Source organism: Prolixibacter sp. NT017, from assembly GCF_009617875.1.
Taxonomy (GTDB): Bacteria; Bacteroidota; Bacteroidia; order Bacteroidales; family Prolixibacteraceae; genus Prolixibacter.
Map to the genome: position 1 here is coordinate 106,096 of NZ_BLAV01000001.1, position 26,103 is coordinate 132,198.

The 26,103-nt window shown below is 46.0% G+C and carries 18 protein-coding genes; 8 read left to right on the forward strand and 10 right to left on the reverse strand.

The features are described 5' to 3' along the window. The first annotated feature begins 41 nt into the window (after positions 1–41). On the forward strand, positions 42–2,087 hold the full coding sequence (uvrB, locus tag GJU87_RS00375; RefSeq protein ID WP_153637703.1) for an excinuclease ABC subunit UvrB: 2,046 nt from the start codon (positions 42–44) through the stop codon (positions 2,085–2,087). A gap of 116 nt (positions 2,088–2,203) precedes the next feature. Here uvrB and GJU87_RS00380 read toward each other — a convergent pair whose 3' ends face one another. Further along, positions 2,204–3,064 carry an RNA polymerase sigma factor RpoD/SigA gene (locus tag GJU87_RS00380; RefSeq protein WP_106542986.1) on the reverse strand — a complete coding sequence of 287 codons (861 nt, stop codon included), beginning with the start codon at positions 3,062–3,064 and terminating at the stop codon, positions 2,204–2,206. Positions 3,065–3,156: 92 nt separating this feature from the next. Beyond that, positions 3,157–4,620 carry a Do family serine endopeptidase gene (locus tag GJU87_RS00385; protein ID WP_153637704.1) on the reverse strand — a complete coding sequence of 488 codons (1,464 nt, stop codon included), beginning with the start codon at positions 4,618–4,620 and terminating at the stop codon, positions 3,157–3,159. A gap of 155 nt (positions 4,621–4,775) precedes the next feature. Here GJU87_RS00385 and dapF point away from each other — a divergent pair, with 155 nt between their 5' ends. Together dapF and GJU87_RS00395 are read left to right on the forward strand one after the other, a co-directional pair. Next, on the forward strand, positions 4,776–5,558 hold the full coding sequence (gene dapF, locus GJU87_RS00390) for a diaminopimelate epimerase (protein ID WP_153637705.1): 783 nt from the start codon (positions 4,776–4,778) through the stop codon (positions 5,556–5,558). A 21-nt stretch (positions 5,559–5,579) separates the two neighbouring features. Further along, positions 5,580–7,967, forward strand: coding sequence for a cache domain-containing protein (locus GJU87_RS00395; protein ID WP_153637706.1), 2,388 nt, complete (start codon positions 5,580–5,582; stop codon positions 7,965–7,967). Between the two features lie 13 nt (positions 7,968–7,980). On the opposite strand, the gene GJU87_RS00400 is transcribed toward GJU87_RS00395, so the two are convergent. From GJU87_RS00400 to GJU87_RS00415, 4 genes are all read right to left on the reverse strand, one after another. Continuing rightward, positions 7,981–8,565, reverse strand: a complete 585-nt coding sequence (locus GJU87_RS00400) for a TIGR00730 family Rossman fold protein (protein ID WP_153637707.1) — start codon at positions 8,563–8,565, stop codon at positions 7,981–7,983. 60 nt (positions 8,566–8,625) lie between these two features. Beyond that, on the reverse strand, positions 8,626–10,590 hold the full coding sequence (gyrB, locus tag GJU87_RS00405; protein WP_153637708.1) for a DNA topoisomerase (ATP-hydrolyzing) subunit B: 1,965 nt from the start codon (positions 10,588–10,590) through the stop codon (positions 8,626–8,628). Between the two features lie 316 nt (positions 10,591–10,906). Continuing rightward, a complete protein-coding gene (locus GJU87_RS00410) occupies positions 10,907–12,700 on the reverse strand; it encodes a hypothetical protein (protein ID WP_153637709.1) in 1,794 nt (597 codons plus the stop codon). A 12-nt stretch (positions 12,701–12,712) separates the two neighbouring features. Then, on the reverse strand, positions 12,713–15,808 hold the full coding sequence (locus GJU87_RS00415; protein WP_153637710.1) for a tetratricopeptide repeat protein: 3,096 nt from the start codon (positions 15,806–15,808) through the stop codon (positions 12,713–12,715). 164 nt (positions 15,809–15,972) lie between these two features. Between GJU87_RS00415 and GJU87_RS00420 the strand changes: the two genes are divergently transcribed. Then, a complete protein-coding gene (locus GJU87_RS00420) occupies positions 15,973–16,692 on the forward strand; it encodes a cell division ATP-binding protein FtsE (protein ID WP_228491788.1) in 720 nt (239 codons plus the stop codon). On the opposite strand, the gene GJU87_RS00425 is transcribed toward GJU87_RS00420, so the two are convergent. Then, a complete protein-coding gene (locus tag GJU87_RS00425; protein WP_153637712.1) occupies positions 16,669–17,802 on the reverse strand; it encodes a glycosyltransferase family 4 protein in 1,134 nt (377 codons plus the stop codon). The two genes, GJU87_RS00420 and GJU87_RS00425, sit on opposite strands and share 24 nt — an antisense overlap. Positions 17,803–17,893: 91 nt before the next feature. Here GJU87_RS00425 and murB point away from each other — a divergent pair, with 91 nt between their 5' ends. After that, entirely contained in the window at positions 17,894–18,910 is a 1,017-nt protein-coding gene (murB, locus tag GJU87_RS00430) for a UDP-N-acetylmuramate dehydrogenase (RefSeq protein ID WP_153637713.1), read from the forward strand. Between the two features lie 17 nt (positions 18,911–18,927). Here the strand turns inward: murB and mltG are convergent, their stop codons facing one another. Further along, positions 18,928–19,989, reverse strand: a complete 1,062-nt coding sequence (mltG, locus tag GJU87_RS00435) for an endolytic transglycosylase MltG (RefSeq protein WP_153637714.1) — start codon at positions 19,987–19,989, stop codon at positions 18,928–18,930. Between the two features lie 162 nt (positions 19,990–20,151). Between mltG and GJU87_RS00440 the strand changes: the two genes are divergently transcribed. Continuing rightward, complete coding sequence (locus tag GJU87_RS00440) at positions 20,152–21,354, forward strand: FprA family A-type flavoprotein (RefSeq protein WP_228491789.1); 1,203 nt, start codon at positions 20,152–20,154, stop codon at positions 21,352–21,354. Between the two features lie 77 nt (positions 21,355–21,431). Here GJU87_RS00440 and GJU87_RS00445 read toward each other — a convergent pair whose 3' ends face one another. Then, positions 21,432–22,964: a UxaA family hydrolase gene (locus GJU87_RS00445; protein WP_228491790.1), complete on the reverse strand. Its 1,533-nt coding sequence runs from the start codon at positions 22,962–22,964 to the stop codon at positions 21,432–21,434. 23 nt (positions 22,965–22,987) lie between these two features. After that, positions 22,988–24,469: a tagaturonate reductase gene (locus GJU87_RS00450; RefSeq protein WP_153637715.1), complete on the reverse strand. Its 1,482-nt coding sequence runs from the start codon at positions 24,467–24,469 to the stop codon at positions 22,988–22,990. A 261-nt stretch (positions 24,470–24,730) separates the two neighbouring features. On the opposite strand from GJU87_RS00450, the gene GJU87_RS00455 reads away from it, so the two are divergent. Together GJU87_RS00455 and GJU87_RS00460 are read left to right on the forward strand one after the other, a co-directional pair. Then, a complete protein-coding gene (locus tag GJU87_RS00455) occupies positions 24,731–25,270 on the forward strand; it encodes an AAA family ATPase (RefSeq protein WP_153637716.1) in 540 nt (179 codons plus the stop codon). 45 nt (positions 25,271–25,315) lie between these two features. Beyond that, positions 25,316–26,101 carry an SGNH/GDSL hydrolase family protein gene (locus GJU87_RS00460; RefSeq protein ID WP_153637717.1) on the forward strand — a complete coding sequence of 262 codons (786 nt, stop codon included), beginning with the start codon at positions 25,316–25,318 and terminating at the stop codon, positions 26,099–26,101. Positions 26,102–26,103: the final 2 nt, after the last annotated feature.

Consider the following 26,103-nt stretch of genomic DNA (forward strand, 5'->3'; position numbering starts at 1 on the left):
TTATTGGTGACGTGTTCGGTTTAAACGAATAACCGTTTGCTATGAAGTTTAAAATTGTTTCAGAATATCAACCTACCGGCGACCAACCGGAAGCGATTAATCAATTGGCCCAGGGGATCAACGAGGGAGCCAAACACCAGACCTTGTTGGGGGTGACCGGCTCGGGGAAAACCTTCACGATGGCGAATGTAATTGAGAAGGTGGAGCGGCCGACACTCATTCTGAGTCATAACAAAACACTGGCAGCGCAGTTGTATGGCGAGATGAAGCAATTCTTCCCGGATAATGCGGTAGAATATTTTGTTTCGTACTATGATTACTACCAGCCCGAAGCTTATCTTCCGGTAACGGATACATATATTGAAAAGGATTTGTCGATTAACGACGAGATTGAGAAGTTGCGGTTAAGTGCGACTTCAGCCTTGCTTTCGGGGCGTCGCGATGTGATTGTCGTTTCATCGGTTTCGTGCCTGTATGGTATCGGTAACCCGGAAGATTTTCATCAGAATGTGTCGACGTTGAAAGTGGGAGATACCGTTAGCCGGAATGCTTTCCTGCGTCAGCTCGTCGATGCGATGTACTCACGCAACGAGGTGAGTTTTAACCGGGGAACTTTTCGGGTGAAAGGTGATACGGTGGATGTGTATCCGGCTTACGCCGATTATGCTTACCGGATTGTCTTCTGGGGAGACGAGATTGAAGAGCTGATTTCGTTCGATCCGGAAACCGGACAGGCGATAGATGATCACGATAGTGTTATCATTTATCCGGCTACCATTTTCGTTACCACGAAAGAGCGGACGCAGTCAGCCATCCGGCAGATTCAGGATGATTTGGTAAAGCAGATCGAATTTTTTGAAAACGACGGAAAACGGGCGGAAGCCAAACGGATTGATGACCGGGTGAATTATGACCTGGAGATGATTCGGGAATTGGGATATTGTCCGGGCATTGAGAACTATTCCCGTTATTTTGATGGTCGTAAGGCGGGAACCCGTCCGTTCTGCTTGCTTGACTATTTTCCGGATGATTTTTTGATGGTTATCGATGAGAGTCACGTGACGATTCCTCAAATAAGGGCGATGTACGGAGGCGACCGGGCACGAAAGGTAAATTTGGTGGAGTACGGTTTTCGCCTGCCGGCAGCGATTGATAACCGACCGTTGAAGTTTGAAGAGTTTGAAGATGTTATCAATCAGATCGTATATGTCAGTGCAACGCCGGCTGAGTACGAGCTGGAGAAAAGTGAAGGCGTTGTAGTAGAGCAAATTATTCGTCCAACCGGTTTGCTCGACCCGAAAATTGAAGTGCGTCCCAGCACCAATCAGATTGACGATTTGATGGAAGAGATTCATCAGCGGGTGCAGCGGAACGAGCGGATACTGGTGACGACACTAACCAAGCGAATGGCGGAAGAGCTCACCAGCTATTTCACCCGGATGGATATTCAAACCCGGTACATTCACTCTGATGTGGACACGTTGGAGCGTGTTCAGATTATGGAAGATCTCCGGAAGGGAGAATTTGATGTGCTGGTCGGAATTAACCTGCTTCGTGAAGGACTGGATTTGCCGGAGGTTTCCCTGGTGGCGATTCTGGATGCGGACAAAGAAGGATTCCTGCGTTCGGAGCGTTCGCTGACACAGACGGCTGGTCGGGCAGCCCGGAACCTGAATGGCCTGGTCATTATGTACGCCGATAAGATTACGCAATCAATGCAAAAAACCATTGATTCGACCAACCGCCGCCGTGCGAAGCAGATGGCTTACAACGAAGAGAACAATATTACGCCGCAGCAGATCATCAAAGCGACCCGCGAAATTATCGGGTACGAGTACCGGAAAGAGAAAGAAACGACTGGTTCACCGAAAGCTTACGCAGGGCCGCCTCCAGCCGATGTGGCTGCCGATCCGGTTGTGCAGTACATGACGGTGGATGCCCTGGAAAAAGCTATCGCCAATACGAAGAAAGAAATGGAGAAAGCAGCCAAAGAGCTGGACTTCATCGAAGCTGCCCAGTTGCGTGATGAGATGTACCGCCTTCAGGGATTGCTGAAAGAGCGTTCGGGCGAGAAAAGCAAGCGATAACAATTCCAGTATAAGATCTGAAAAGTTAACATTCAGATATAAAAAAGCCCCGCTCATTTGGCGGGGCTAATCTTATCTGTATAAGATTGTTGTCTTGAATGTGCTTTCGGATTGCCTTATCCAAGGTAGGTTTTTAACAACTTGCTGCGAGAGGTGTGTCTCAGGCGGCGGATTGCTTTCTCCTTGATCTGGCGAACACGCTCGCGTGTCAAACCGAAACGCTCTCCTATCTCTTCGAGGGTCATTTCCTGACAACCAATTCCGAAGAACATACGAATGATATCGGCTTCCCTTTCGGTGAGAGTTGCCAGAGAACGGTCAATTTCCCTTGCCAGCGATTCGTCGATGAGTGAGCGGTCGGCGTTGGGCGAATCGTTGTTCACCAAAACGTCGAGCAGACTATTGTCTTCACCGTCAACGAACGGAGCGTCAACTGAAACGTGGCGGCCGGAAACACGCAGTGTGTCGGCTACCTTATCAGCCGGAAGATCGAGCTCTTTTGCCAACTCCTCAGGTGAGGGTTTGCGCTGATGTTCCTGTTCAAACTTCGAGAATGCCTTGTTGATTTTGTTCAGCGAACCAACCTGGTTCAAGGGTAAACGGACAATTCTCGATTGTTCGGCCAGAGCCTGGAGAATAGACTGACGAATCCACCACACCGCATACGAGATGAACTTGAATCCTCGTGTTTCGTCGAATTTTTCTGCGGCTTTTATCAATCCCAGGTTACCTTCGTTAATCAAGTCAGGTAAACTTAATCCCTGGTTTTGATATTGCTTTGCCACGGAAACTACGAAACGAAGATTGGCTCGTGTCAGTTTCTCGAGTGCTGCCTGGTCGCCTTTTTTAATGCGTTGCGCCAGTTCGACTTCTTCCTCAACGGTAATGAGTTCTTCTTTACCAATTTCCTGAAGATACTTGTCGAGAGAAGCACTCTCGCGGTTCGTAATAGATTTTGTAATCTTAAGTTGTCTCATGCTCTCCGATTAAAAGTCCGCAAATTTACGAAAGAATGAATTGTCATGCAAATTATCAGTCATCAGAATGAAGCGGACTTCGACAATTCAACTTATTCTACTCTAAAAACATAGTAGGCCCATTGTCCATTCGGATAGACTCCTTCGATTAGAATCGGACGGCCTTCCTCTGTTTGGTTAAGGGCACGTTTTACATCATCAACCGAGGAAACAGGCTTTTTGTTTATCTCAGTAATGATAAATCCTTCTTTTACACCTAAATCTTTTAGTTTGCCTTTGGACAGTTCATCTACCTGAATTCCACTGTTGAGTTGCAGGCGTTGCATATCCTGATCGGATACGGCACCGAATTTTGCTCCAAGGACTGAGAAGGACTCTTTTAGAATGCTTGTGTCTCCTCGTGTGTTACGAAGGGTTACCTCGTATTGTTTCAGTTTACCGTCCCTTTTGATGGTTAATGTCACCTTGTCGCCGGGACGACGTTTACCAAGCTGTTCCATCAGTTCCGGGTTGGTATTTACGGTTGTATTATCAATCTTCAGAATTACATCGCCGGCTTTTATTCCTGCGTGTTTGGCGGCACCGTCATCCGTAACGCTGTTGACGTAAATACCTTCAATTTTGTCGATGTCATGTTCTTTGGCTACTTGCGAGGTCACCTTCTGAATGGTTACACCCAGCATGGCACGCTGAACTTCGCCATATTCCTTCAGGTCACTAACTACTTTTTGGGCGATGGCTGCCGGAACAGCAAATGAATAACCTGAGTAAGACCCGGTACGAGACGCAATGGCGGTGTTGATACCTACCAGTTCGCCGCGTGTATTAACCAGGGCGCCTCCGCTGTTGCCCGGATTTACAGCTGCATCGGTCTGAATAAACGATTCCAGCGGCATTTTACCTGCGTTGATACCGATGGCACGTCCCTTGGCACTCACGATACCTGCAGTAACGGTTGAAGTCAGATTGAACGGGTTTCCTACAGCCAGTACCCATTCGCCTAATTTCAGCGCATCCGAGTTACCCCAGGTCAGGTACGGAAGATTTTTCGCATCGATTTTTACCAGGGCGATATCCGTGTTTGGATCGCGTCCGACAACCTTGGCGGGATATTTTTGATCGTCGTTGAGAATGACCTCAATGTTGGATGCATCGTCGATTACATGATTGTTCGTAACGATGTAACCATCGGGACTGATAATCACACCTGAACCTGACGCGCGGGTATACTGGGGTTGCTGTTGCTGATACTGTCCTCCCCTGTCGCCGAAGAAGAAATCGAAGAAGGGGTTTCCACTACCGCCTCCGTACGCCTGGTTTTTAATCATTGTTTGAATGTGCACGACCGCATGTACCGATTTTTCTGCGGCGTAAGTCAAATCGGGCACTCCGCCCTGAGGAGCACTCGGTAGACTGGTTAATTGAACCGGTTGAGATGGTTCCTCAACGGTTACTACTTTTGTTTTTCCAATTGTTGCAGAATAAACAGCTACCGCGATAACTGCACCCGCAAAAGCAATGAGTAGATTTGTTGTTACTTTCTTAAACTTATTCATACTCCGTATTTTTAGATATTAACTAAATTTTCTGCAGATTTTGCCGGCAATTTGTGTACCATTGCAGAGCAAATTTATTGAAACAAACAATTTAGGTAGCCGTTGTATCGTCCTGATTAACATATTTTAACTAACTTTTGGAGATGTTAGAAGTCATGGAGACAAAGTTTTACAAATACCAGGGAGCCGGAAACGACTTTGTGATCGTCGATAACCGCGATGAACACTTTGATGGAGACAATGTGGAGTTGATTGCTTCTATTTGTGATCGACGATTTGGTGTCGGAGCAGACGGGTTGATGTTGCTTCAGTCGCATCCCGAACATGATTTCGTTATGCGGTACTTCAATGCGGATGGACGAGAAGCCAGCATGTGTGGAAACGGAGGTCGGTGTATCGTGGCTTTCGCCCGAAAACTGGGCGTTATAGACAATAATACAACCTTTCTGGCCGTTGATGGTATACACGAAGCGGTTATTGACGCGAATGGTCTGGTTAACCTGAAAATGCAGAATGTTCCTGCGGTTGAAAACGGTGGAGACTTTTTCTTCCTGGATACAGGTTCACCCCATTACGTTCGGTTTGCCGATGACATCGACTCGATTGATGTAGTGAAGGAAGGCAGGCAGGTGAGAAACTCAGAACGCTTTGCAGCGGAAGGTACCAATGTCAATTTTGTTCAACTTCGTGATAACGGAATTAAAGTATATACCTACGAACGTGGCGTAGAGGACGAAACCCTGGCTTGTGGAACGGGTATTACAGCATCGGCTTTGTGCGCAGCCATCAGAACAGGGAAAGAGGAAGGATATTTTCCGGTAGAAGCAAAAGGCGGACAACTGGAAGTTTCTTTCAAACGTTCAGGAAATCAGTTTACCGAGATTTGGTTAAAAGGTCCCGCCACTTTTGTTTTTGATGGAACAATAGCAATCGATTAACCCTTTTATCCTGAATTTTCGATGAAAGAAAAAATGTGGGAACGTCTGAAGTTTTTTAAATCGGTGTCGATGCCCGGGTTCTTTGGACGTGCCTTCTTCATTACTTTCCTGGTTACCTTCCTATTGGTTTTCATCGTTTACAATTTCTCAGAATGGCATAGTTTCCGGGTAAACCGGGAGCATCGGATTAATCAGATTTTTAATCAGGAAGAATCCAATCTCGAATCACGGGTTGACGGCGAGATAAGATATATTACGTACCGCCGGGAAGAATACATCGATAATCTGAAATCTTCTCTTTCCCGAAGTGTGGAATCGGCTTCAAGCATGACCGAGTCGATGTGGACTAAATACCGAAATGTTTATCCGGAGCAACGTGTTCGCGAAATGATTCTCACTTCATTATCAGCTTATATTGGACCTGGGATGAAAGGAAAGCTCTTCGTCAACACGCTTGATGGAAGAAGTGTGATTTTTCCCGGAAAGGGAGTGAGTCAGGGTATTCGTTTGAACAGCTTTCAGGATTCGTTGGGAAATTATGTCGTACGAAAAGAACTGAAGCTGCTTCAGAAAAAAGACAGCGGCTTTCTGGAATATTACAGTCCGAACAATCAAGAGCTGGAGAAAATAACCTATGTAAAACGGGTTGATGATTTGGGTTGGTATATCGGTCATCGTGTTTATCCTGTTGATTTTAAGTCAGAGATTCAGCAAAGCATTGTCCATAAGCTGACAGAGCAGTGGAAAAATACGGGCGATGTCATCTTCATCAATAAATTTGACGGAACACCTGTTATTATGGACGGAGTTCCATACAGCGGTAACATGAACTTGTTGACGAATGCTCCTCAAAGCAAAACCACGGTGTTTCAGCAAGAGCTAAATTTGGTTAAGCAAAATCAGCAGGGGGGCTTTTTCCGTTGTCACTGGTATAATCATGTCAGCCACACTTCTGACAGCATTATGGTGTATGTCCGTTCGGTTCCCGAGTGGAATTGGATTGTTGGCGGGGTTGCCTATTTGTCGGATGCCCGGAAGAAGGCCGAGGGCGAGGGCCAACAGTTAAAACGGCGATATTATAAAGCTATTGTAACTACGCTGGTTGTTCTTGCCCTTTTCTCACTTATCTTTTTCCTTTTCCTGAATTATTATTTCCGGCGGTTTTATACCGATATCAATTGGTTTATCACCTATTTCAAACATCCCAAAGGGCGTTTTATTCCAACGGAAAAAATTCATTTTAAGGAAATCCGCTCTCTGGGTGAATCAGCCAATCAAATGATGGCTACTCGTTTGCAAATCGAAGATGAGTTGATTTTCAACCAGAAGGCGCTCAAACATCTTTTTAATGTCGCTCCGATTGCGATGGTCGTGGTTGTTGATGAGGACCAGGTGGAGATGGCGAATCATGCATTTGAAGAGCTTTTTGAATATTCACAGGCAGAAGTGGTGGGGATGTCGTTGAGCTCTCTAATCTGTAAGGATAATTCCGAATCGATTTCGGTGAAGTATATTGGAACAGATGGTACTCATACCAGCGTTGAACGTGAGCTTGAACGGTATACCAGAACAGGTAAGAAGTTGCTGGTTTCAGCCATTGTAACCTTACTGAGCAGCAACGAAGGAAAGAACCAAATGCTTCATATTTACCGTAATATCACTGATGAACGAAACCGTGAACGGCAGCTGAAAAGCGCGCTGCATAAGGCAAAAGAAGCTGATCAATTGAAATCGGCCTTTTTGGCGAATATGTCGCACGAGATACGAACCCCCATGAATGCAATCTTCGGCTTTTCGGAGTTACTCGGAGATTCGGATATCACGCCTGCTGAACAGGAATTGTACATCAAATACATACAAAAGAGTGGTGATACGCTGTTACACCTGATTGATGATATCATCGATTTCTCGAAGATTGAGGCCGAACAACTGGCGTTAGCCAAAGCGCCTTTTTCAGTGAATGAATCGCTCATCGATTTGATTCGCCTGTATCAGAAAATGACCACTGAAGAGAAGGACGGTAAAGTGGAGATGAGTTTTCAGTCCCACCTTCCGGATTCGCTAAAATTAAATTCGGACGTTGTCAGGGTAAGACAGATTTTGAGTAATCTCCTTTCAAATGCCTTCAAGTTTACTTCGGAAGGGCACATTGCAGTGAAATACCTGTTGAAAGGTAATTTCGTAATTTTTCGGGTGGAAGACACCGGTATTGGTATCGAGAAGAAAAATCAACAGCTTATCTTCGAGCGTTTCCGTCAGGCTGAACCCGCCTATAATCGGAGTTTTGGCGGAGCAGGATTAGGCTTATCTATCTGCAAAGGATTGGTCGAACTGCTGGGAGGTGAAATGGGGGTTGAGTCGGAATTTGGCAAAGGTTCTGTTTTCTATTTTACCATCCCGTTAGATTGATTTCTGTTCGTCTTTATTTCTTACCCGGAACATTGAACCACTTGCTTTCCAGTTCTTCCGGTTGGTAATTTTCGACATACTCCATCGCATCGCTGGCATCTTTCGCTACGTAGTACATTTTCTTATATTCTTCGCGGGCAAATATTTCATCGTATGAGCGCTGAAATTGTTGAAGAAGCGCATCATAAAATCCGTTGGTATTGATAAATACGATGGGTTTGTTGTGGTAGTGAAGCTGCTTGAGCGTAATCACCTCGAGAATCTCTTCCAGTGTTCCAAATCCTCCCGGAAGGGCAATGAATGCATCCGAACGTTTCCGCATCAGGTATTTGCGTTCCCGCATGTTCGGTGTCACAATCAATTCATCGTCGTGCTCCGAAGCCAGATTGCGGTCGTGAATGGATTGAGGAATGATTCCCAGCGAAACAGCTCCTGCCTCGCGAGCAGCTTCAGCGCAAGCGTGCATCAACCCAACATTCGAACCACCGTAAACAATGTTGTGGCGGTTGTCACCGATTAATGTTCCCAGCAATCGGGCTTCTTCAAAATAAACATCGGCAATGGCATTACTCGACGAGCAGAAAACACAGATATTCACGACTCAGAAATTTTATTGTTATACATTAAAAAAGGCTGGCCCTAGGCCAGCCTTCAGGCTTTATACATCGATATTCGCGTATGTAGCGTTGTCCTCAATGAACTTCTTCCGGGGCGGCACATCGTCACCCATAAGCATGGAGAAGATGTGGTCGGCTTCGGCGGCGTTTTCAATCGTTACCTGCCGTAGCGTACGTTGTTCCGGGTTCATGGTCGTTTCCCAAAGCTGTTCGGCGTTCATCTCACCCAAACCTTTGTATCGCTGTATGTGCAGGTTGCTTTCGCTTCCGCCTCCCCATTCGTTGATAAGGGCGATGCGTTGTTGTTCCGTCCAGCAGTAGGTTTCTTTCTTGCCTTTGCGCACCAAGTAGAGTGGTGGTGTGGCAATGTATATATTTCCGTTACGAATCAAATCTTGCATGTAGCGGAAGAAGAAAGTCATGATAAGCGTCGCGATGTGAGAACCGTCGACGTCGGCATCGGTCATGATTACTATCTTGTGATACCGCAGCTTTTCGATGTTCAATGCTTTCTGGTCCTCTTCGGTTCCTACCGTGATACCTAAAGCAGTGTATATGTTGCGAATTTCTTCACTTTCGAAAACCTTGTGCGACATGGCTTTTTCCACGTTCAGGATTTTTCCCCTTAACGGGAGAATCGCTTGAAAACGACGGTCACGGCCTTGTTTGGCAGTTCCACCTGCCGAATCACCCTCGACGAGGAAAACTTCGCATTGTTCCGGATCTTTTTCCGAGCAATCGGCCAGTTTTCCCGGAAGGCCGCCACCTGATAATACCGTTTTACGTTGAACCAGTTCCCTCGCTTTGCGGGCAGCGTGACGTGCCTGAGCTGCAAGAATAACTTTGTTTACGATGGTTTTAGCATCTTTCGGATGCTCTTCCAGGTAGTACGAAAGCATTTCACTTACCGCCTGGTCAACCGATGCACTGATTTCGGAGTTACCGAGCTTTGTTTTGGTCTGTCCCTCAAACTGGGGTTCAGCTACTTTTACCGAAACAACGGCCGTCAATCCTTCGCGGAAGTCGTCACCACTGATATCGAATTTAAGCTTGGCCAGCATGCCGCTGGTTTCCGCATAATTCTTCAGGGTACGGGTTAAACCACGCCGGAAACCGGTGAGGTGTGTACCTCCTTCAATGGTGTTAATGTTATTAACATATGAGTGAATGTTCTCGGTAAACGATGAGTTGTAAGTCATCGCGATTTCTACCGGAACACTATTTTTCTCGGTCGTAATATGAATAGTTTCATCAATCAGACGCTCGCGGGTGCCATCCAGGTAATCGACAAATTCGGACAAACCTGCTTCAGAGTAAAATTCTTCTCTTTTGAATTCACTGTTTTCGTCCTGCTCGCGCTTATCGATAATGACCAGTCGGATACCGCTGTTCAGGAAAGCCAGTTCCCGCAGACGAGCTGAGAGAATGTCGTATTTGTAGATGGTAGTGCTGAAGATAGAATCATCTGGACGGAAGGTAACAATGGTTCCGCTTTTGTCTGTTTCACCAATAATTTTGGTTTCACTGATAGGAACGCCTCGCTGGTACTCCTGCTCCCAGATTTTTCCATCGCGGTGAATTTCCGCACGAAGGTGAGATGAAAGTGCGTTAACACACGAAACACCAACACCGTGCAAACCACCGGAAACCTTATATGAGTCTTTGTTAAACTTACCACCGGCGTGGAGGACGGTCATTACCACTTCCAGAGCCGATTTATTTTCCTTGGAGTGGCGCTCCGTTGGGATACCACGTCCGTCGTCTTTTACTGAGATGGAGTTATCTTCGTTGATGATAACTTCGATGTTCTTACAGTAGCCTGCCAGCGCTTCGTCGATGGAGTTGTCAACTACCTCGTATACCAAATGGTGCAAACCTTTAACGTTTACATCACCGATGTACATCGCGGGACGCTTACGTACAGCCTCTAAACCTTCCAGTACCTGAATACTGTCGGCTGAATAATCGGAGTTGTTGTTCAATCCGTTATTTTCAAATTCACTCATTCTATGAATTATTTAAATTCTCAATCTCGCCGGAATCCTTAGCATTCCAACCCCGACCTGATAACCAAAGAGCAAAAGTGGTTTGCGGACAATACTTTAGCAGCTGCCAGTGAAAAGACAGGTTAAGTTCCGCATTTTCAGGTCTTTTTTCATGGTAGGCAAATATAGCAAAATAATCCCGGTTAACCTGATGTTTTGGCCCCTCAGAATCGGGTTTTTATCAACAAATTAATGTGTGTTAAGTGTCAGATTATCAGATAAAAATAAACCCCGAAAAAGCTTCGGGGTAAAACAGGACTAAAATATCTTAATTTGCTTAGAATGACCAGCTTGCGCCTATCATAAATCGCATTCCCTGAGACGTGTATCCCAACCACCTGTCATAGTGTTGGTTGAATACATTGTCGAGGTGGCTGAAAAGCTTCAGATGGTATGGCAGTTCATATTCTGCACCGATATTCATATTCACAATTGGATCGAGAGAAACGATGTCCCGGTAGGGAGAAGGCCTCGCTGAACTGAGTGGATCGTTTTGATACAGAACAACAGCCTTCCGGTTTCCGGTGATATTCACGTCGATAAAACCGGTTAGCCGCTGGGTAAACCTTACTCCCGACGAAACCGTCGCATCGAAATTGGGTTTGTACGAAGCGACATCCAAACTGTCGAGCGAGTAGTTGTAATAATTCGCCTTGATTTGCAGGTAGTAATCGCTTCCGCTGAAATAGGAAATTTCGGCATTCAGATTGAGGATGCCGGCGTTATCATATTCAACATCAAAGTCATTCTGATACAACCACTCGTTCGTGGAAATTGGGTACATTGGATTGAGTACCCTGGGGACTGCATTCGAGACAAAGAAATGCATATTGTGCGCTTTGCTGTATTTCACACCGGCTTTGTAACTGATTTGCGGGCTGATTTTTCCTTTGAAACCGCCGAAGACAATGTATTTGTAATCGGTGTTCCGGATATCGTGCCGTGGGTTAGCCCAGGGATTTTCTTTAGCTATCGCGGAATAGTTGTTGTTCTGCAGGTAGCCATCGGCGCCGGCATACAGCGTCATGATATTTTCCACAGGCGTTAGTTCCAAATCGAGTTTGGGATACACCTTGAATATAGCATTCCGGTCGTCGTCTGATACCGACCAGGTATTCAGACCGGCGCGGATTTTCCATGCATCGCCGCTCAGCAACACTGATGGATTCAACTTAAACCAGATGCTGTTGCGTTTATTTGAGAGCGGATTATCGAAATTGTCAATGCTGTCGGTTGAATAATAATCGAGTGAAGATTGCAGCAAACCATGCAGGTTCCCGAAATCGTTGTCAAACTCAGCAATCATTCCGGCGTTGTTCTCGGTTTGTCCGGTTTTTGCATTGAAATTGGAATAATGCAAACCTGCGTTGTATTGCAACTCACTGCGGGAGTTCTCACTGCTTTTCAAGCCTACATTGACCCGCCAGTTTTGCAGGCGCTGCTTGTCGTTGAAATAGCGGTAACCATTATTTTTCACGTAGGCCGGAATGGAATCCGGGTAACCGTAAAACTTCACTACGTTCCGGTCGTAATTTAGGTTAACCGAAAACACCGATTTCCTGAAAAAGTATTTACCGAAAACTTCGAGGTTGTTGTGGCTGTATGGCGCATCGACCTTTTTCCCGGTGCTATTCAGTTTGACACTTCCCGCGGAAGAGAGGTGCCGGTAGTGAACGCCGAAAATAGAGTTCTTGCCTTTGGGCTGGTTGAAAAAGAATTCCCCGTAAGGAGTATTGTAAGTTCCCAGCCCCAGTTTCAGATAACCATAACCGTTCTCTGTCGATTCGTGTAGGTTGATCGTTGCAGCCGATACGGGAACCGTTTTGAATCCGGTCATGATCGGTTCGGCGTCAATGTGGTAGTCGAACTGCGGCGTGAAACGCGTTGTATCGTCAATTTCCGGCATCGGACTGATTTTGTATGCATCCGATACGCTCGGGCGATATGCTTTCACCACTTCCACCTGCTTGTTGATGGTCGTGTCCTGCTTTTGGGCCAATGCTGCAGCTGTACTTCCCAGTCCAGTCGCCAGGGTTAAGAATATGCTGAGTGAAATATTTCTATGTTTCATGATGCTTTCGGATTATTGGTTGGAACGAATGGAATCAGTAGAGGAAGTTGCGACAGAATCCTGCTGACTTTGTGCCGCGGATTGTGCTTTCTGTTTTGCTTCCAAATCTTTCAGATAAAGTTCCGACTCCTTGATGATTCCATCGTCGGGCTCTCCGTAATTATCGATGATACTCTGGAGCGTATGTGTTGCCTGGAACAGGTCACCCTCTTTTTCATAAACATGAGCCAGCAGAATGAAGCTTTTGGCCAGCCAATATTGGTGTGGCGTATTCTTATCGATGAAACTCATCACCTCATTCTCGGCTGCTTTCAATTGGTTGTGGTCGTAATAGTACTTACACACCTGGTATTTCGCCTCGGCACCTTCGGCCGTTTTGGTATCCTTCGATAACTTGCGGAATAGCGTATACGCTTTAGTTGGCTCGTTGAGTGTCAGATAAGTCTTGGCTGCTTTGTATTCCGCTTCACGCGAAATTTCTTCCGGTACTTTTTCCGTATTCCGGATTTGCCAGCCTGCTTCGGTTACCGCCTGATAATTTTTCAGTTCGTAATTGCTGCGCAGTATTCCCGTGAGGGCAGTCAGATTATCTTTCGAATTGTTCGACTGTTTTTCGAGGCGCGTGTATAGCGCAAGCGCCTTGTTGTAGTCTTTTTCCCGGTAGGCGATCTCAGATGCTTTCAACAATGCCGGCTCAGAGAAAATGTTATCACCACGACTCAGCACATAATCATAATCGACAGCAGCCTGCTGAAGGTTTTGTTGATTGTAGTACAGCTCTCCGCGGTAAAAATGTGCATTGATGGCAAACGCTCCGTCGGGGAAGCGACTGAGATAACTGGTCAGCGCATCCATTGCTTTGGGACTTTGCTTCATGTAGAGATTTTCAGCCGAAGTGTACAGCAACGAATCCTGTTCCGATTGAGAAGGAGTAGCTGTTTTTCCCAAACTTTGAGCATATGTGAAGTAATCTTCCACCTGGTTCATCTCCACATAATTGTTCCGGATTCCGGTTAATGCAGCTTTGGCTTCCGGGGTATTCGCGTATTTCTCAACTACCTGTTTGTAGTAGGAAAGAGAGTTGTTGTAATCGTTTTCGTTGAAACTGATAAGTCCCAATTGTAGCAGCGCTTTCGGCTGATATGGGCTGTTTGGGTAATTGACCAGCAAATTCTTGAAGCTCTTCTTCGCGTTGTCATCGTTATGGGCCCGTTCCCAGGCACGACCGGTTTCGAAAATGGCATCATCGCGATAGCGCGAATCGGGGAACTGAACCTGCAACTTATTCAGGTCGTTGATTTTTTGCTGTTGCTTATGCAGAAGACCATAGCAGAAAGCCGTTTGAAACAGTGCATAGTCTGCATCGTAGGTGTTCATGTGGTACGCCTTCTGATACTGAGCAATCGCATCCTGGAAATTGCGCTGTACATAAGCACAATCGCCTAACCGGTTGTATGCATCGGCTACCTGCTTCGGATCTTTGTCGTGCGGGAAGGTGAGGAATTTCCGGAACCAACTGGCAGCCTGACCATATTTTTCCTGATCGAAATAGGCATAACCGATATTGTAGTTCGAAAGTGCATATTCCTTCTTCATTCGGTATGAACCGGCTGTTGTCTGGAAGCGGCGGTAATCGAGTATTGCGGCTTCCTTATCGTTCAGGCGATATTCCGCTTCCCCTTTCCAGTAATAAGACAGCGCTTTCAATTCGTCGTTGTATTGGCTATACTGTAGTGACTTATTGAATAATTCAATAGCCTGCTTTAGCTTCGTATCGCGGAAAAATTCCAGTGCACGATAGTAGGCTACCCGCTGATATGCTTTTTTAATGGCCGGACTTTTCACTTTGATTTTATCCAGCGACGCCAGCGCATCCTTGTAGTTACGGGTCGTCATGAAAACCTTCACGAGATAGTCATAAGCTACATCGTTTCGCTCCGAATTGGGATACAGTGTGATGTATTTGTCGAATGCCTTGATGGCTTCGTTAAAGGGGGAATAATCCAGCTCGTAAGTGATTTTGGCATACTGGAACAAAGCATCTTCCTTGATTTTCGGGTCGAAACTCATTTCCGATGCATTGGAGAACGCCATCATCGCTTTTTGCTTCTGACCATCTTTCAGGTAGGCTCCTGCCAAATGATAATAGGCATTTTGTGCTACAGCATCTTTATCGCGTGTGGCCCGTTCGATATTGGCGATGGCTTGTTTGTAATCGCCGGTCTCGTATTGACACATCCCGATGATGTAATAATCATCCGTGGTCGGTTTTTCCGTGTTCTTCATGTAATCATTCAAATACGGAAGAGCTTTGCTGTATTGGTCCTTTTGAAACCAGGAGTCTCCGATGATTTTGGAGATATCGATTTTTCGTTCGGGCGATGCAGCTTTCAATAATGGCGGAGCCATTTTGATCACCTCGTCATATTTCTTTTGCATGAAATAGATTTGTGCCGTATAGAAAGGTACAATTCCCGAGTACTGCGGATCGTCCTTCAGTTTCTGGAATTCTAACAGCGCCGTTTCGTAGTTTCCTTCAAGGTAGTTGATGTGCGCCCAGTAATATGCGGCTGCACGGGAAAACTTGCCCCGTTTGTTTTTCAAATCGTAGAAATAGGTTTTGGCCTTTTCGTTCTCTCCGTTGTCCAGGTAACAATACCCCAATTTGAATTTATATTCGTCGCTTTCTGCTCTGGGCAACAGGTATGCGTCCACCTTTTCATAGTCGCGCATGGCTTGCCGGTAGCGCTTGTTGGCAAACTCCACATTGGCCAGTCGAAAATGCGCCATGGAAATTTGTGGCGAATTGGGATACTTGTCAATGAAGTCTTCCAACTCTTCTTTCCCATTCCTGTTTCCCATTTCCAAAGCACAAACAGCTTTGTAGTAGGTCGCTTCGGCAAACATCCCTGACGAAGGCTCGCTCTGTTTGATGATTTTATTGAACTCGTGGTAAGCCGAGCTGAATTTTCGTGTCTGGAAAAGCTCCAGTGCTGTACGGTAAGTTTCGTCAATACCGGTTGGACTGGTTACCGGTTGCGCATAAGTTGCCAAGGTAACAAGCAGTATCAATCCAAGCGTAAAAAACGATCTAGCTATGAATTTCATGTGATTTTTTTTCTAATCTGATTTTACAGGGTGTAATCAGGTTAAACACTGTTCGTTTTGGTTTAAAGAAGAGAATCCACACAATTGTTCCGCAAAAAAAACTTAGTTTTGTCTGAAGCGGCCTCTTACAAAAATATAATTTTCACTTAAACTTTCGATTACTGGTGGAAGCAATCATTGAACTAAAAGGTGCAGATATTTATCAACGAGAGAATCTGATTCTGAAAGACGTTAGTCTTCAGGTAGAAAAGGGCGAATTCCTGTACATTATCGGGAAAGTGGGAAGTGGTAAATCCAGCCTTCTGAAAACCTTCTATGTCGAATTGCCCCTGATTGAAGGCGAAGGAGAAGTGGCTGGTTACAAGCTGCAAGCCATCAAACGGAAGCATATTCCGCTACTGCGAAGGAAATTAGGAATCGTTTTTCAGGATTTCCAATTGCTGATCGATCGGAGTGTTTATAAGAATCTGGAATTTGTATTGAAGGCAACCGGTTGGAAACAGGAGCGCGCTATCAGAGACCGCATTCGCGAAGTGCTCGAGATTGTCGACATGCCGCATTCGGGCTCGAAGATGCCGCACCAGTTGTCGGGAGGTGAGCAGCAACGTATTGTCATTGCGCGGGCTTTGCTGAATAATCCGGAGATTATTCTGGCCGATGAGCCTACCGGAAACCTGGATCCGGAAACGTCGGAGTCGCTTCTGAATGTTTTAAGGGCGATTAATAAAGAGGGGAAAACCGTTGTTATCGCCACGCACGATTACCCGTTAATCCGGAAGTTTCCGGCCAGGAAAGTAGCCTGCGAGAACGGTGGTGTTCGTGAAGTAGGAGAAGAAGAGGAAATTATTGATTTTGAATCGTTACTCAACGACGAGCTGTCCTGATTCCTCCAGGAAGGGCGCATAAATGGCTGCCAGTTTCTTTTCCTCGTTTTCCCAACACAGTTCACGGGCTGCCAGCGAAGCATTTTCCTCCCATATCTTTCTGTACTCTTTGGCTGAGAACAATTTGTTGATTTGTTGGGCGACAGCTTCGGGGGTTCGCTCTTCCAGTATTTCACCGACTTTGTAATTCTCGACTAAGCTTCGCATTTCCGGTAAATCGGACACAAGCACCGGAATTCCTGCATGAATATAATCGAACAACTTATTGGGTAACGCAAAGTGATAGCTCAATCCCAAATCTTCTTCCAAAGAAATGCCTAAATCGGCTTGTGGTGTCAGGAAGTGGAGCTCGGAAAGGGATAATCTTCCGAGAAAAACGACTTTTCCTCCCAGGTCTTCCCGAATGACCAGTTCCTGAAGTTCATCCTTCTTATCTCCGTCGCCGGCCAGCAGCAGAATGCTTTTGGGAATGTATTTCATCGCCTGAATCATCATCTCCAGGCCGCGCCCCATATTCAACGCTCCCTGGTAAAGAATGATTTGTTGGTCGCCGAAATCCATTTGTCGGTCGCCCGGAATAAAAGTCACCGGCGAAAATCGTGGCATATTCCGGATAACGGTAAACTCTCTCCGGTAAACCGAAGAAAGGCACTCCGAAATAGATTCACTAACGGTGTACGCCGAATGCACATGAGAGAGGGAAAGCTTCTCGAGCCTTTGCCACATCCTTTTTACCAACGGGCGTTTGATAACTTCCGGAACTTCAGTAAACAATTCGTGGCTGTCGTAAATAACCGGCAACTTACGTAAGCTCGCTGCTGCTGTTATTCCAGGAAGGGTATCCAGATCATTCGCAACTAAAACGTCATATTTTCCGAAAAGAACATGGAAAAATAGCCGTAAATTGAAGGAGACATAAAATACCGGACCTTTGTTGAAGAGTAACCGAAACCTTCGTGTCTGGTAGGGTCTCGACAGGGAACCGCTTTTTTTTAAGCGCCGTCCCAAAAGGGTTACTTCGAAGCCCATCTTTTGCAGCGATGAGGCAACTTTATGTACTCGGTGATCGCTTACGAGATCATTGGTTGCTGCCAGTAGTATTTTTCGCACAGTTGTCAAATTCTAGTTGTAACGATACGCAGTTAAAAAGGAAACGTAAATATCACTGCTTCTATTATCTTTGCCATCAAAAATTTAAGGTATGTTCATCCTCTACCACGATTATTCCTTGCTGACCAGGAACACATTTGGAATCGACGTTAAAGCTAAATCTTTTCTCTCATTTTCTGATGCTCAAGGCCTGATCAAGTTTTATCAATCGAATCCGGAATACCGTGATATGGAATATTTGATCGTGGGGGGAGGAAGTAACATGTTATTTCTGCACGACGTGGATGAGCTGGTTTTGTCAGCAGACGTTTCGGGTATTGAGATTTTGAAAGAAGATAAAGAATCGGTTTGGGTGGAAGCTGGTGCGGGCATCGATTGGGACGAGTTCGTTGCATTTTGTGTGGGCAACCGTTGGGGAGGAGTTGAAAATCTTTCGCTGATTCCGGGGAAAGTTGGAGCGGCTCCTGTCCAGAACATTGGAGCGTACGGTGTTGAAGTCGGTTCGGTCATCCTGGAGGTTCGCGGAGTGGATATGCAGACATTGCAACAAAAGAGTTTTACCCGCGAAATGTGTCAGTTTTCCTACCGGAATAGTATATTCAAACAGGAATGGAAGGGACGCTTTGTGGTCACTTCGGTGGTGTTCGAACTGAATAAAAAACCGGAATTCAAACTGGATTATGGCGATGTGGTAGCCGAAGCGGAGCGTCTGGGAAACGTGTCTCACTCGACTATTCGACGAGCGGTTATCGCTATCCGGGAACGGAAATTACCCGACCCGGAAATTATTGGAAATGCCGGTAGTTTTTTCAAGAATCCTGTGGTCGAGGAAGAAACAGCCAATGCATTAAAAGCAAAATATCCCGAAATCCCGCTATATCCGGCTGGTGTTGGAAAGGTGAAAATCGCTGCCGCCTGGTTGATTGAAAAGGCAGGCTGGAAAGGAAAACGCGTTGGCCAGGCTGGCGTGCACGACCGCCAGGCACTGGTGCTGGTCAATCATGGTGGTGCCACCGGACAGGAAATCTTCGAACTGTCGGAACAGATCCGGATCGATGTTGAAAATAAATTTGCGATTCAACTCGAACGCGAGGTGAACGTCATCTGATAAACTACTTTCCCGGATTATTTAAAAATGCGGTTTTTGTTCAATGCCCGTTGGTAACGGGCCGCATTCCGGTTGTGTTCCCGCAAGGTTCTTGAGAAATTGTGGTACCCCGAAAAATCTTCCTTCGCACAGAAATAGAGATATTTACTTTTCTCGTAGTTCAGTACCGCCTCAATGCTTTTCGGATTCGGGAAATTGATGGGGCCGGGAGGTAATCCTTTGTATTTGTATGTATTGTAAGGCGAATCAATTTCGAGGTGTTGATTGAGAACGCGTTTGATGCTAAAATCACCAACAGCAAATTTTACAGTTGGATCGGCCTGCAACCGCCAGCCACGTTTCAACCGGTTGATGTAAACACCGGCAATTTTATGCATCTCATCCGGTTTCACGGTTTCTTCCTGGACGATTGACGCCAGCGTTGTTGCCTGAACAGGAGTCATTCCTGCCGCTTCAGCTTTCTTTTTCCGCTCGTCTGTCCAAAAACGATCATATTCCTGATGCATGCGATCCACAAATTCCGCGGGTGTTGTTGTCCAGTACAATTCGTAGGTATTGGGAATAAACATGGCCGGGAAAGCAGCGTAAGTAAAGCCGTATTTCTTTGCTTCGGCGGTGTCGGTTAGCATTTTTAAAAAAGCAGTCGAATCTGCTTCCATGTAGTGAGCCAGTCGGCCCGCCAAATCTTTCCGGAAACGGATATTGTTGAATGTCACTTTGATAGGCGTTTGAGCTCCTGAGCGTAACACGTCAACCAGTTTGTTGTTGCTCCAACCTTTTTCCAGTTTGTAGGCACCGGGTTTGATTAAATCCGGATACTTTTTCTTGTTGGCTACCCATTTGATGGATTTGTAGTTGGCCAAGAAATCACCCGCCTTCAGCGAATCGATCACCTGGTCATAAGTTGCACCATCGGGAATGTATACAAAACCCGAGTGTTTTACATTATTCTCGAAAATGTATCCATACAACTGGAAAGCACGAATGCCAACCACAATAAAACCGATGGCTACCAATATAATGACCCATTTTCCCACTTTTGGGAAAACCATTAGCCTGTTTCTGCGCTCAATTCCCATACTTAGTCTTTCTTGGTCGTAAAAATAGTAAATTCAGTTTAACTCACCAGATGGAGTATCTTGCTCATCTATTTATGTTTTATTGACAATTATTCAACGGTTTACACCTAAATATTTTATATTTTCGTGCCTGAATTACAAAACCAAAAAATCGTTAACTGTTTGGAGGACAATTTTATGCATCAGGTAAAACTTGCAGATGAAATTTTTTATGTAGGAGTAAACGACCGAAAAACCCATCTTTTTGAGAATTACTGGCCGCTGCCACACGGAATGGCTTACAACTCGTATTTAATTGTTGATGAGAAAGTAGCCTTGATGGACACGGTGGAGCGTGCGTTTATCGACGAGTATCTTTCGAATATTAAAAATATACTGGGCGACCGGAAGGTTGATTATTTGGTGATTAACCACATGGAGCCCGATCATTCCGGCGCGATTCGCAGCATCGTGGCCGAATATCCGGACATTACCCTTGTCGGGAACAAGAAGACCTTCCCGATGCTGGAAAACTTTTACCAGATTAAGGAAAACACGCTGGAAGTTGGCGATGGTGATGAACTTCCGTTAGGAAAAAATACACTCGAGTTTTACACTATCCCGATGGTACACTGGCCCGAAACGATGGTTAGTTTCGAAAAGACAAACGGTGTTCTTTTCTCGGCTGATGCTTTCGGAACCTTTGGTACGTTGGACGGCGGTATTTTCGATGACGAACTGAATCTTAGTTTTTACGAAGAGGAGATGATGCGCTACTTTACCAACATTGTTGGAAAGTATAGTCCGCATACGCAACGTGCCATGAAAAAGCTGAGTGGCCTGGACATTAAAATGATTGCCGCCCTGCACGGTCCGATTTGGCGTTCACACACTGATTTTGTGCTTTCGCGATACGATAAGTGGAGCCGCTACGAAACCGAGGAAGGTGTAGTGATTGTGTACGGAAGTATGTACGGAAATACCGAGAAAATGGCGGATGTGATTGCCCGGCAACTGGCCGAACGCGGTGTGAAAAACATTCGTGTTTATGATGCTTCCAAAACGCACCAGTCTTACATTATCAGCGATATTTTCAAATACAAAGGATTCATCGTTGGTAGCGCTGCCTACAACAACGAGATGTTTCCGTCAGTGGAGGCGCTGGTTTCCAAAATTGAGCACATGGGCATCAAAGAGCACCTGCTGGGTGTTTTTGGTTCCTTTTCGTGGAATGGCGGCGGCGTGAAAAACCTCATGAAATTTGCTGAGAACATCAAGTGGGATTTGGTTTACGATCCGGTGGAAGAGAAAGGCGCGTTGAAAGCTGATAAATTCCAGATGTGCATCGAGCTGGCCAATGCCATGGCTGACAAGTTGAAAGAATAATCTTTATTCAGATATAAACGAAAAGGCTGTCTTCGAATTGAGGACAGCCTTTCTTTTGCTCTTCAGATACGGTGTACTTACAATGTTACGCCTGATTTGAATATGGCCATTTCGCGGAAACCGCTTTTTTCATGATTTAGCTTCTCGCCGCTGGCCACGTTGATGATATATTGTACAAAATCTTCCAGGAGTTCGTCCATTGGTTTCCCGTTGACCAGCTCACCTGCATTGAAGTCGATCCAATGCTTCTTTTTCTCGTAAATGGGTGTGTTGGTCGAGATTTTCATGGTCGGAATGAAACTCCCGAAAGGAGTTCCGCGTCCGGTGGTAAACAACACCATCTGGCATCCGCTGAAACCGAGTGCCGACGTTGCTACCAAATCGTTCCCAGGCGCGGATAACAGGTTGAGGCCTTTCTTGCTCAACGGTTCGCCGTATTTCAACACGTCTACAATGGTTGCATTCCCACCTTTTTGGGTACACCCCAGCGATTTTTCTTCCAGTGTTGTAATCCCGCCGGCTTTATTCCCGGGAGAAGGATTTTCATAAACAGGCTGATTATGCGATGTGAAGTAATCTTTGAAATCGTTGATTAAACTGACGGTTTTATCGAAGATGGCCTCGCTTTCAGTGCGTTCCATGAGTTGCTTCTCAGCACCAAACATTTCCGGTACTTCCGTGAGAATAGTAGTTCCGCCGGAAGCGGTCAGGAAATCGGAGAAAGCGCCCAACAACGGATTCGCGGTGATGCCGGAAAAACCATCGGAGCCGCCGCATTTCAGGCCGATGTTTAGTTCAGAAACGGGAACTTCTTCTCGTTGATCATGACGGATGATTTCATAGAGCTCCTTCAGTATTTTTACCCCTTCTTCGATTTCATCCTCGACCGCCTGTGCTTTCAGGAAACGAACACGCTCTTCATCGAAATCGCCCAGCGAGTCGCGGAAATCTTCCATTTGCAAATTTTCACAACCCAGGCTGAGAACCAGTACACCACCGGCATTCGGGTGTTTGGCCATATTCCCCAATACTTTCCTTGTATTGGCATGATCATCGCCCAACTGCGAGCAACCGTAGTTGTGCTTGAAAACCTGAACCGCATCGATATCATCCGGCTGTACTTCCGATTTGAAGATGTCCAGAATCTGCTGAGCCTGCCCGTTCACACAGCCAACCGTCGGGATGATCCAGAGTTCATTCCGGATACCGGCTTTTCCGTTTTTCCGCAGGTAGCCTTTAAACGTGCGGGACGCATCACTTTCAGCAACTTTCCTGAAGTTGGGATGGTACTGATATTCCAGGTTTCCCGAAAGATTGGTTTTCAGGTTGTGCGAGTGAATATGTTCGCCGGCTTCAATCGCAGTCGTGGCATGGCCAATGGGTTCGCCATACTTCAGAATCCATTCGTTGGGTTCAATTTTCCGGATAGCGATTTTGTGACCAGCCGGAATTTCCTGCAAAGCAGTTATCAGCTGGCCGTCAATGTCCAGTTGCTCACCGGCGGTCAACGGATTCAGGCAAACAACAACATTGTCTTTGGGCGATATGCGAATAAATTTTTCCATCTCTCTTTTGGCTAAAGCCGGAATTGCTCCCGACCTTTCATTCATCACAATAAAATTCAGATGTATGCTTACGCAACTTTCTTTTTTGGATTTTTCTTTCCTAAAACCGATTTCACCGCCTGCTTCATGCCGGCCTCCTCAATCAAATAGAGGTAACCAGCCACGGCTTCGGTGAGGCCGGAAACCTGGTTCAAATCCTGTTTCCAGAGTTGTTTTAGATTGAGCACTTTGCTCGTTAGCTGGTGCATTCCTTCCGGAGTGCCGTCGTATGCTTCCCATACTTCGCGATAGAAATCCAGAATCCATTGGTCGTCGTTCAGCGTATAGGCAACACCATCGACACTGCCTTTGTAATAAGCGATGGAGGCTGCCAGCGAGAAAACCAGTTTTTGCGGCAAACGGCCCTCTTTTTCGAAGTAGTCGAGCAGTGAAGGCAGATTACGGGTTTCCAATTTCGACATGGCGTTGAGCGCAATGCTCTTCCATTCGTGGCGGATATACGGATTGTAGAAACGTTCCAGAATTTTGGTGGCGAAAGCTTCCAGTTCATTACGGTTTCCCGGAATACCGGTGAGAATCTCCTCGTAGACCATTTCTTTCATGAATCGTCCGATTTCGAGGTTCTCGATGCTTTCGCGAACGGTTGGCAGTCCATACAGTAACGACGTTGCGAAACTTCCGGTGTGACAGCCGTTCAGCACACGGACTTTTTGTTCACGGTAGCGGGTCATGTCTTTCACAAATTTCACTTCGAGACCAGCTTCCTGTGCCGGAAATTCTTTTTGCACCCATTCCGGTCCCTCTATGACCCACAGGTGAAAATATTCGGCTTCGGTTACCAAATTATCTTCATAGCCCAGTTCTTGCTGAATTTCCTTGATGTTTTCCTTCGGAAATCCGGGAACGATGCGGTCGACCAGTGAATTGCAAAAAGCGCATGAAGTTTCCACCCAATCGATGAATTCGGTTTCGAGTTTCCAGTTTTCGGCGTGCTGTAGTACATATTTTTTCAGGAAATCGGCATTCCGGTCGATTAATTCACAGGCAATGATGATCAATCCTTTGGAGGGATCACCTTCGAATGTTTTAAAACGCTGGTAGAGCAGCGCTGTCATTTTTCCCGGGAAAGATTGCTGTGGCTGCATGTCTGCCCGGTCGTTTTTATCGAATACAATGCCCGCCTCGGTTGTGTTGGAAATAACGAAACGGAGTTCGGGATTGTCAATCACTTCCCGGTAGACATCGAAATCAGTATATGGATTGATGCCCCGGTTGATGCAGTCAATTAGCTCGCCTTCTTTTACCGGTTGACCGTTTTTCATTCCTTTCAGGCAGACATGATACAGACCATCCTGGGCGTTCAGCATGTCAATCATGCCGCGCTCGATGGGTTGAACAACTGTCACTCCGGAGTTGAAACCGACGGTTTTGTTCATCCGGTTCACCATCCAATCGGTGAAGGAGCGAAGGAAATTGCCTTCTCCAAATTGTAAGATCCTTTCGGGATAAGCTGGAAGATTGGTTACATTACTGCGGTTCAGTGTCTTCATTTTCTTCTTGATTTATTGGTTTCGTGTTCGTACACGGAATGTCGTTTTAAAAAATCCGTGTTCGTACACGGATTCAGCCGCTAAAGTATGAATTTATGTTATTGGTTCGTCATTAAAATTTTTTGAACGATTGTATTTTTCTGTATGTCAATTGTTTATGTATGACAATTAATGATAAGTTAATCTAGTTGTGCCCGATAAAGGGCTAATTTGTTAAGCGGAAGCATATTATTTCTAAATTAGGAGTAGAAATCAGACGAAATGGTTTATGTTTTGACAGGTGGTCCCGGATTTGGAAAAACCTTATTGGCAGAAAAGCTGGTAGAAAGAGGTTACCGGATTGGGCACGAAACAGCGCGGGCATTGATTGAAGAAGAGCAAAAGCACAATGGAGAGATATTGCCCTGGCGGAATTCCAGGGAATTCGAACGCCGCGTGATGGAGGCACGCATTCAGTTCCTGGAAGAAACGCCGGAAGGAGAGATTGCTTTTGCCGACAGGGGATTGCCGGATCAGGCAGCTTTTTCGTATTACAAAGGAAAGCCGGTTTCCGACGCGTTGATGTTTGCCATTAAAAACCATCGGTATGCTACAACCGTTTTTATAACGCCTCCCTGGGAGGAGATTTATCAGACGGATACCGTTCGGAAAGAGACCTTTGACGAGGCTTGCCACATTCACGAATGTGTTGTAAAAGCCTACCGGGAAAACGACTATCGTCTGGTTGAACTTCCGAAAGTGGCGGTTGAGGAGCGGCTGAAATTTGTGTTGGATTATGTTGCTAAACGTTCTGAAAGGTGAATTCCTGTTACTATTCGATATAACTTAACGACAAAAATACAACGTATGAAACGAACTGATCGCCGGGGATTTTTAAAGCAAACGGCTTTGAGTGCAGGAGCACTGGCAGCCATTCCGGGAATTATAGGGGCAACCGTCAAATCTGCAGATGCGCAGGTCGAAACTGAGATTTTATCGGAAGTTTTTCTGAAGAAGAATGATGTGATCGTCTTTCAAGGTGATTCGATTACGGATTTCTGGAGGGACAAAAAAGATCAACGCCCGAATGATCCGTTGGGATTTGGTCCGGGATATGTTTTCCTGGCCGCATCCACCCTGCTGGACCATTTTGCCGAAAAACACCTGACTATTTACAATCGGGGAATTAGCGGGAACAAAGTGTTTCAACTAGCTGACCGATGGGAAAAAGATTGCCTGGAACTGAATCCGAGGTTACTTTCTATTCTCATCGGTGTGAACGATTACTGGCACATGCACGACGGAAAATACGACGGCACCATTGAAACTTACGAGAATGATTACCGTGCATTGCTGAAGCGAACCAAAGCTGCGCTACCGGATGTAAAACTGGTGATTGGTGAGCCTTTCGCTGTTTTGGGCGGCAGTGCCGTTGACGATAGCTGGTTCCCGGCTTTCGATGCGTACCGGAAAGTAGCCCGCAAACTGGCTAAAGAGTTCGACGCGATTTTCATTCCGTATCAATCGGTTTTCGATGAAGCATCGAAGCGGGTGGGGCCGAAGTACTGGACGGCTGACGGCGTTCATCCGTCGGTCGCTGGTTGTCATTTGATGGCTGCGGCCTGGCTGAAATCGGTATTTGGAATGGAATAAGG

Bases quoted from the DNA above. Each gene is read 5' to 3' on its own strand.
- uvrB (WP_153637703.1), top strand. From the start codon at position 42: ATGAAGTTTAAAATTGTTTCAGAATATCAACCTACCGGCGACCAACCG.
- GJU87_RS00380 (WP_106542986.1), bottom strand. From the start codon at position 3,064: ATGAGACAACTTAAGATTACAAAATCTATTACGAACCGCGAGAGTGCT.
- GJU87_RS00385 (WP_153637704.1), bottom strand. From the start codon at position 4,620: ATGAATAAGTTTAAGAAAGTAACAACAAATCTACTCATTGCTTTTGCG.
- dapF (WP_153637705.1), top strand. From the start codon at position 4,776: ATGGAGACAAAGTTTTACAAATACCAGGGAGCCGGAAACGACTTTGTG.
- GJU87_RS00395 (WP_153637706.1), top strand. From the start codon at position 5,580: ATGAAAGAAAAAATGTGGGAACGTCTGAAGTTTTTTAAATCGGTGTCG.
- gyrB (WP_153637708.1), bottom strand. From the start codon at position 10,590: ATGAGTGAATTTGAAAATAACGGATTGAACAACAACTCCGATTATTCA.
- GJU87_RS00410 (WP_153637709.1), bottom strand. From the start codon at position 12,700: ATGAAACATAGAAATATTTCACTCAGCATATTCTTAACCCTGGCGACT.
- GJU87_RS00415 (WP_153637710.1), bottom strand. From the start codon at position 15,808: ATGAAATTCATAGCTAGATCGTTTTTTACGCTTGGATTGATACTGCTT.
- murB (WP_153637713.1), top strand. From the start codon at position 17,894: ATGTTCATCCTCTACCACGATTATTCCTTGCTGACCAGGAACACATTT.
- mltG (WP_153637714.1), bottom strand. From the start codon at position 19,989: ATGGGAATTGAGCGCAGAAACAGGCTAATGGTTTTCCCAAAAGTGGGA.
- GJU87_RS00445 (WP_228491790.1), bottom strand. From the start codon at position 22,964: ATGAATGAAAGGTCGGGAGCAATTCCGGCTTTAGCCAAAAGAGAGATG.
- GJU87_RS00450 (WP_153637715.1), bottom strand. From the start codon at position 24,469: ATGAAGACACTGAACCGCAGTAATGTAACCAATCTTCCAGCTTATCCC.
- GJU87_RS00455 (WP_153637716.1), top strand. From the start codon at position 24,731: ATGGTTTATGTTTTGACAGGTGGTCCCGGATTTGGAAAAACCTTATTG.
- GJU87_RS00460 (WP_153637717.1), top strand. From the start codon at position 25,316: ATGAAACGAACTGATCGCCGGGGATTTTTAAAGCAAACGGCTTTGAGT.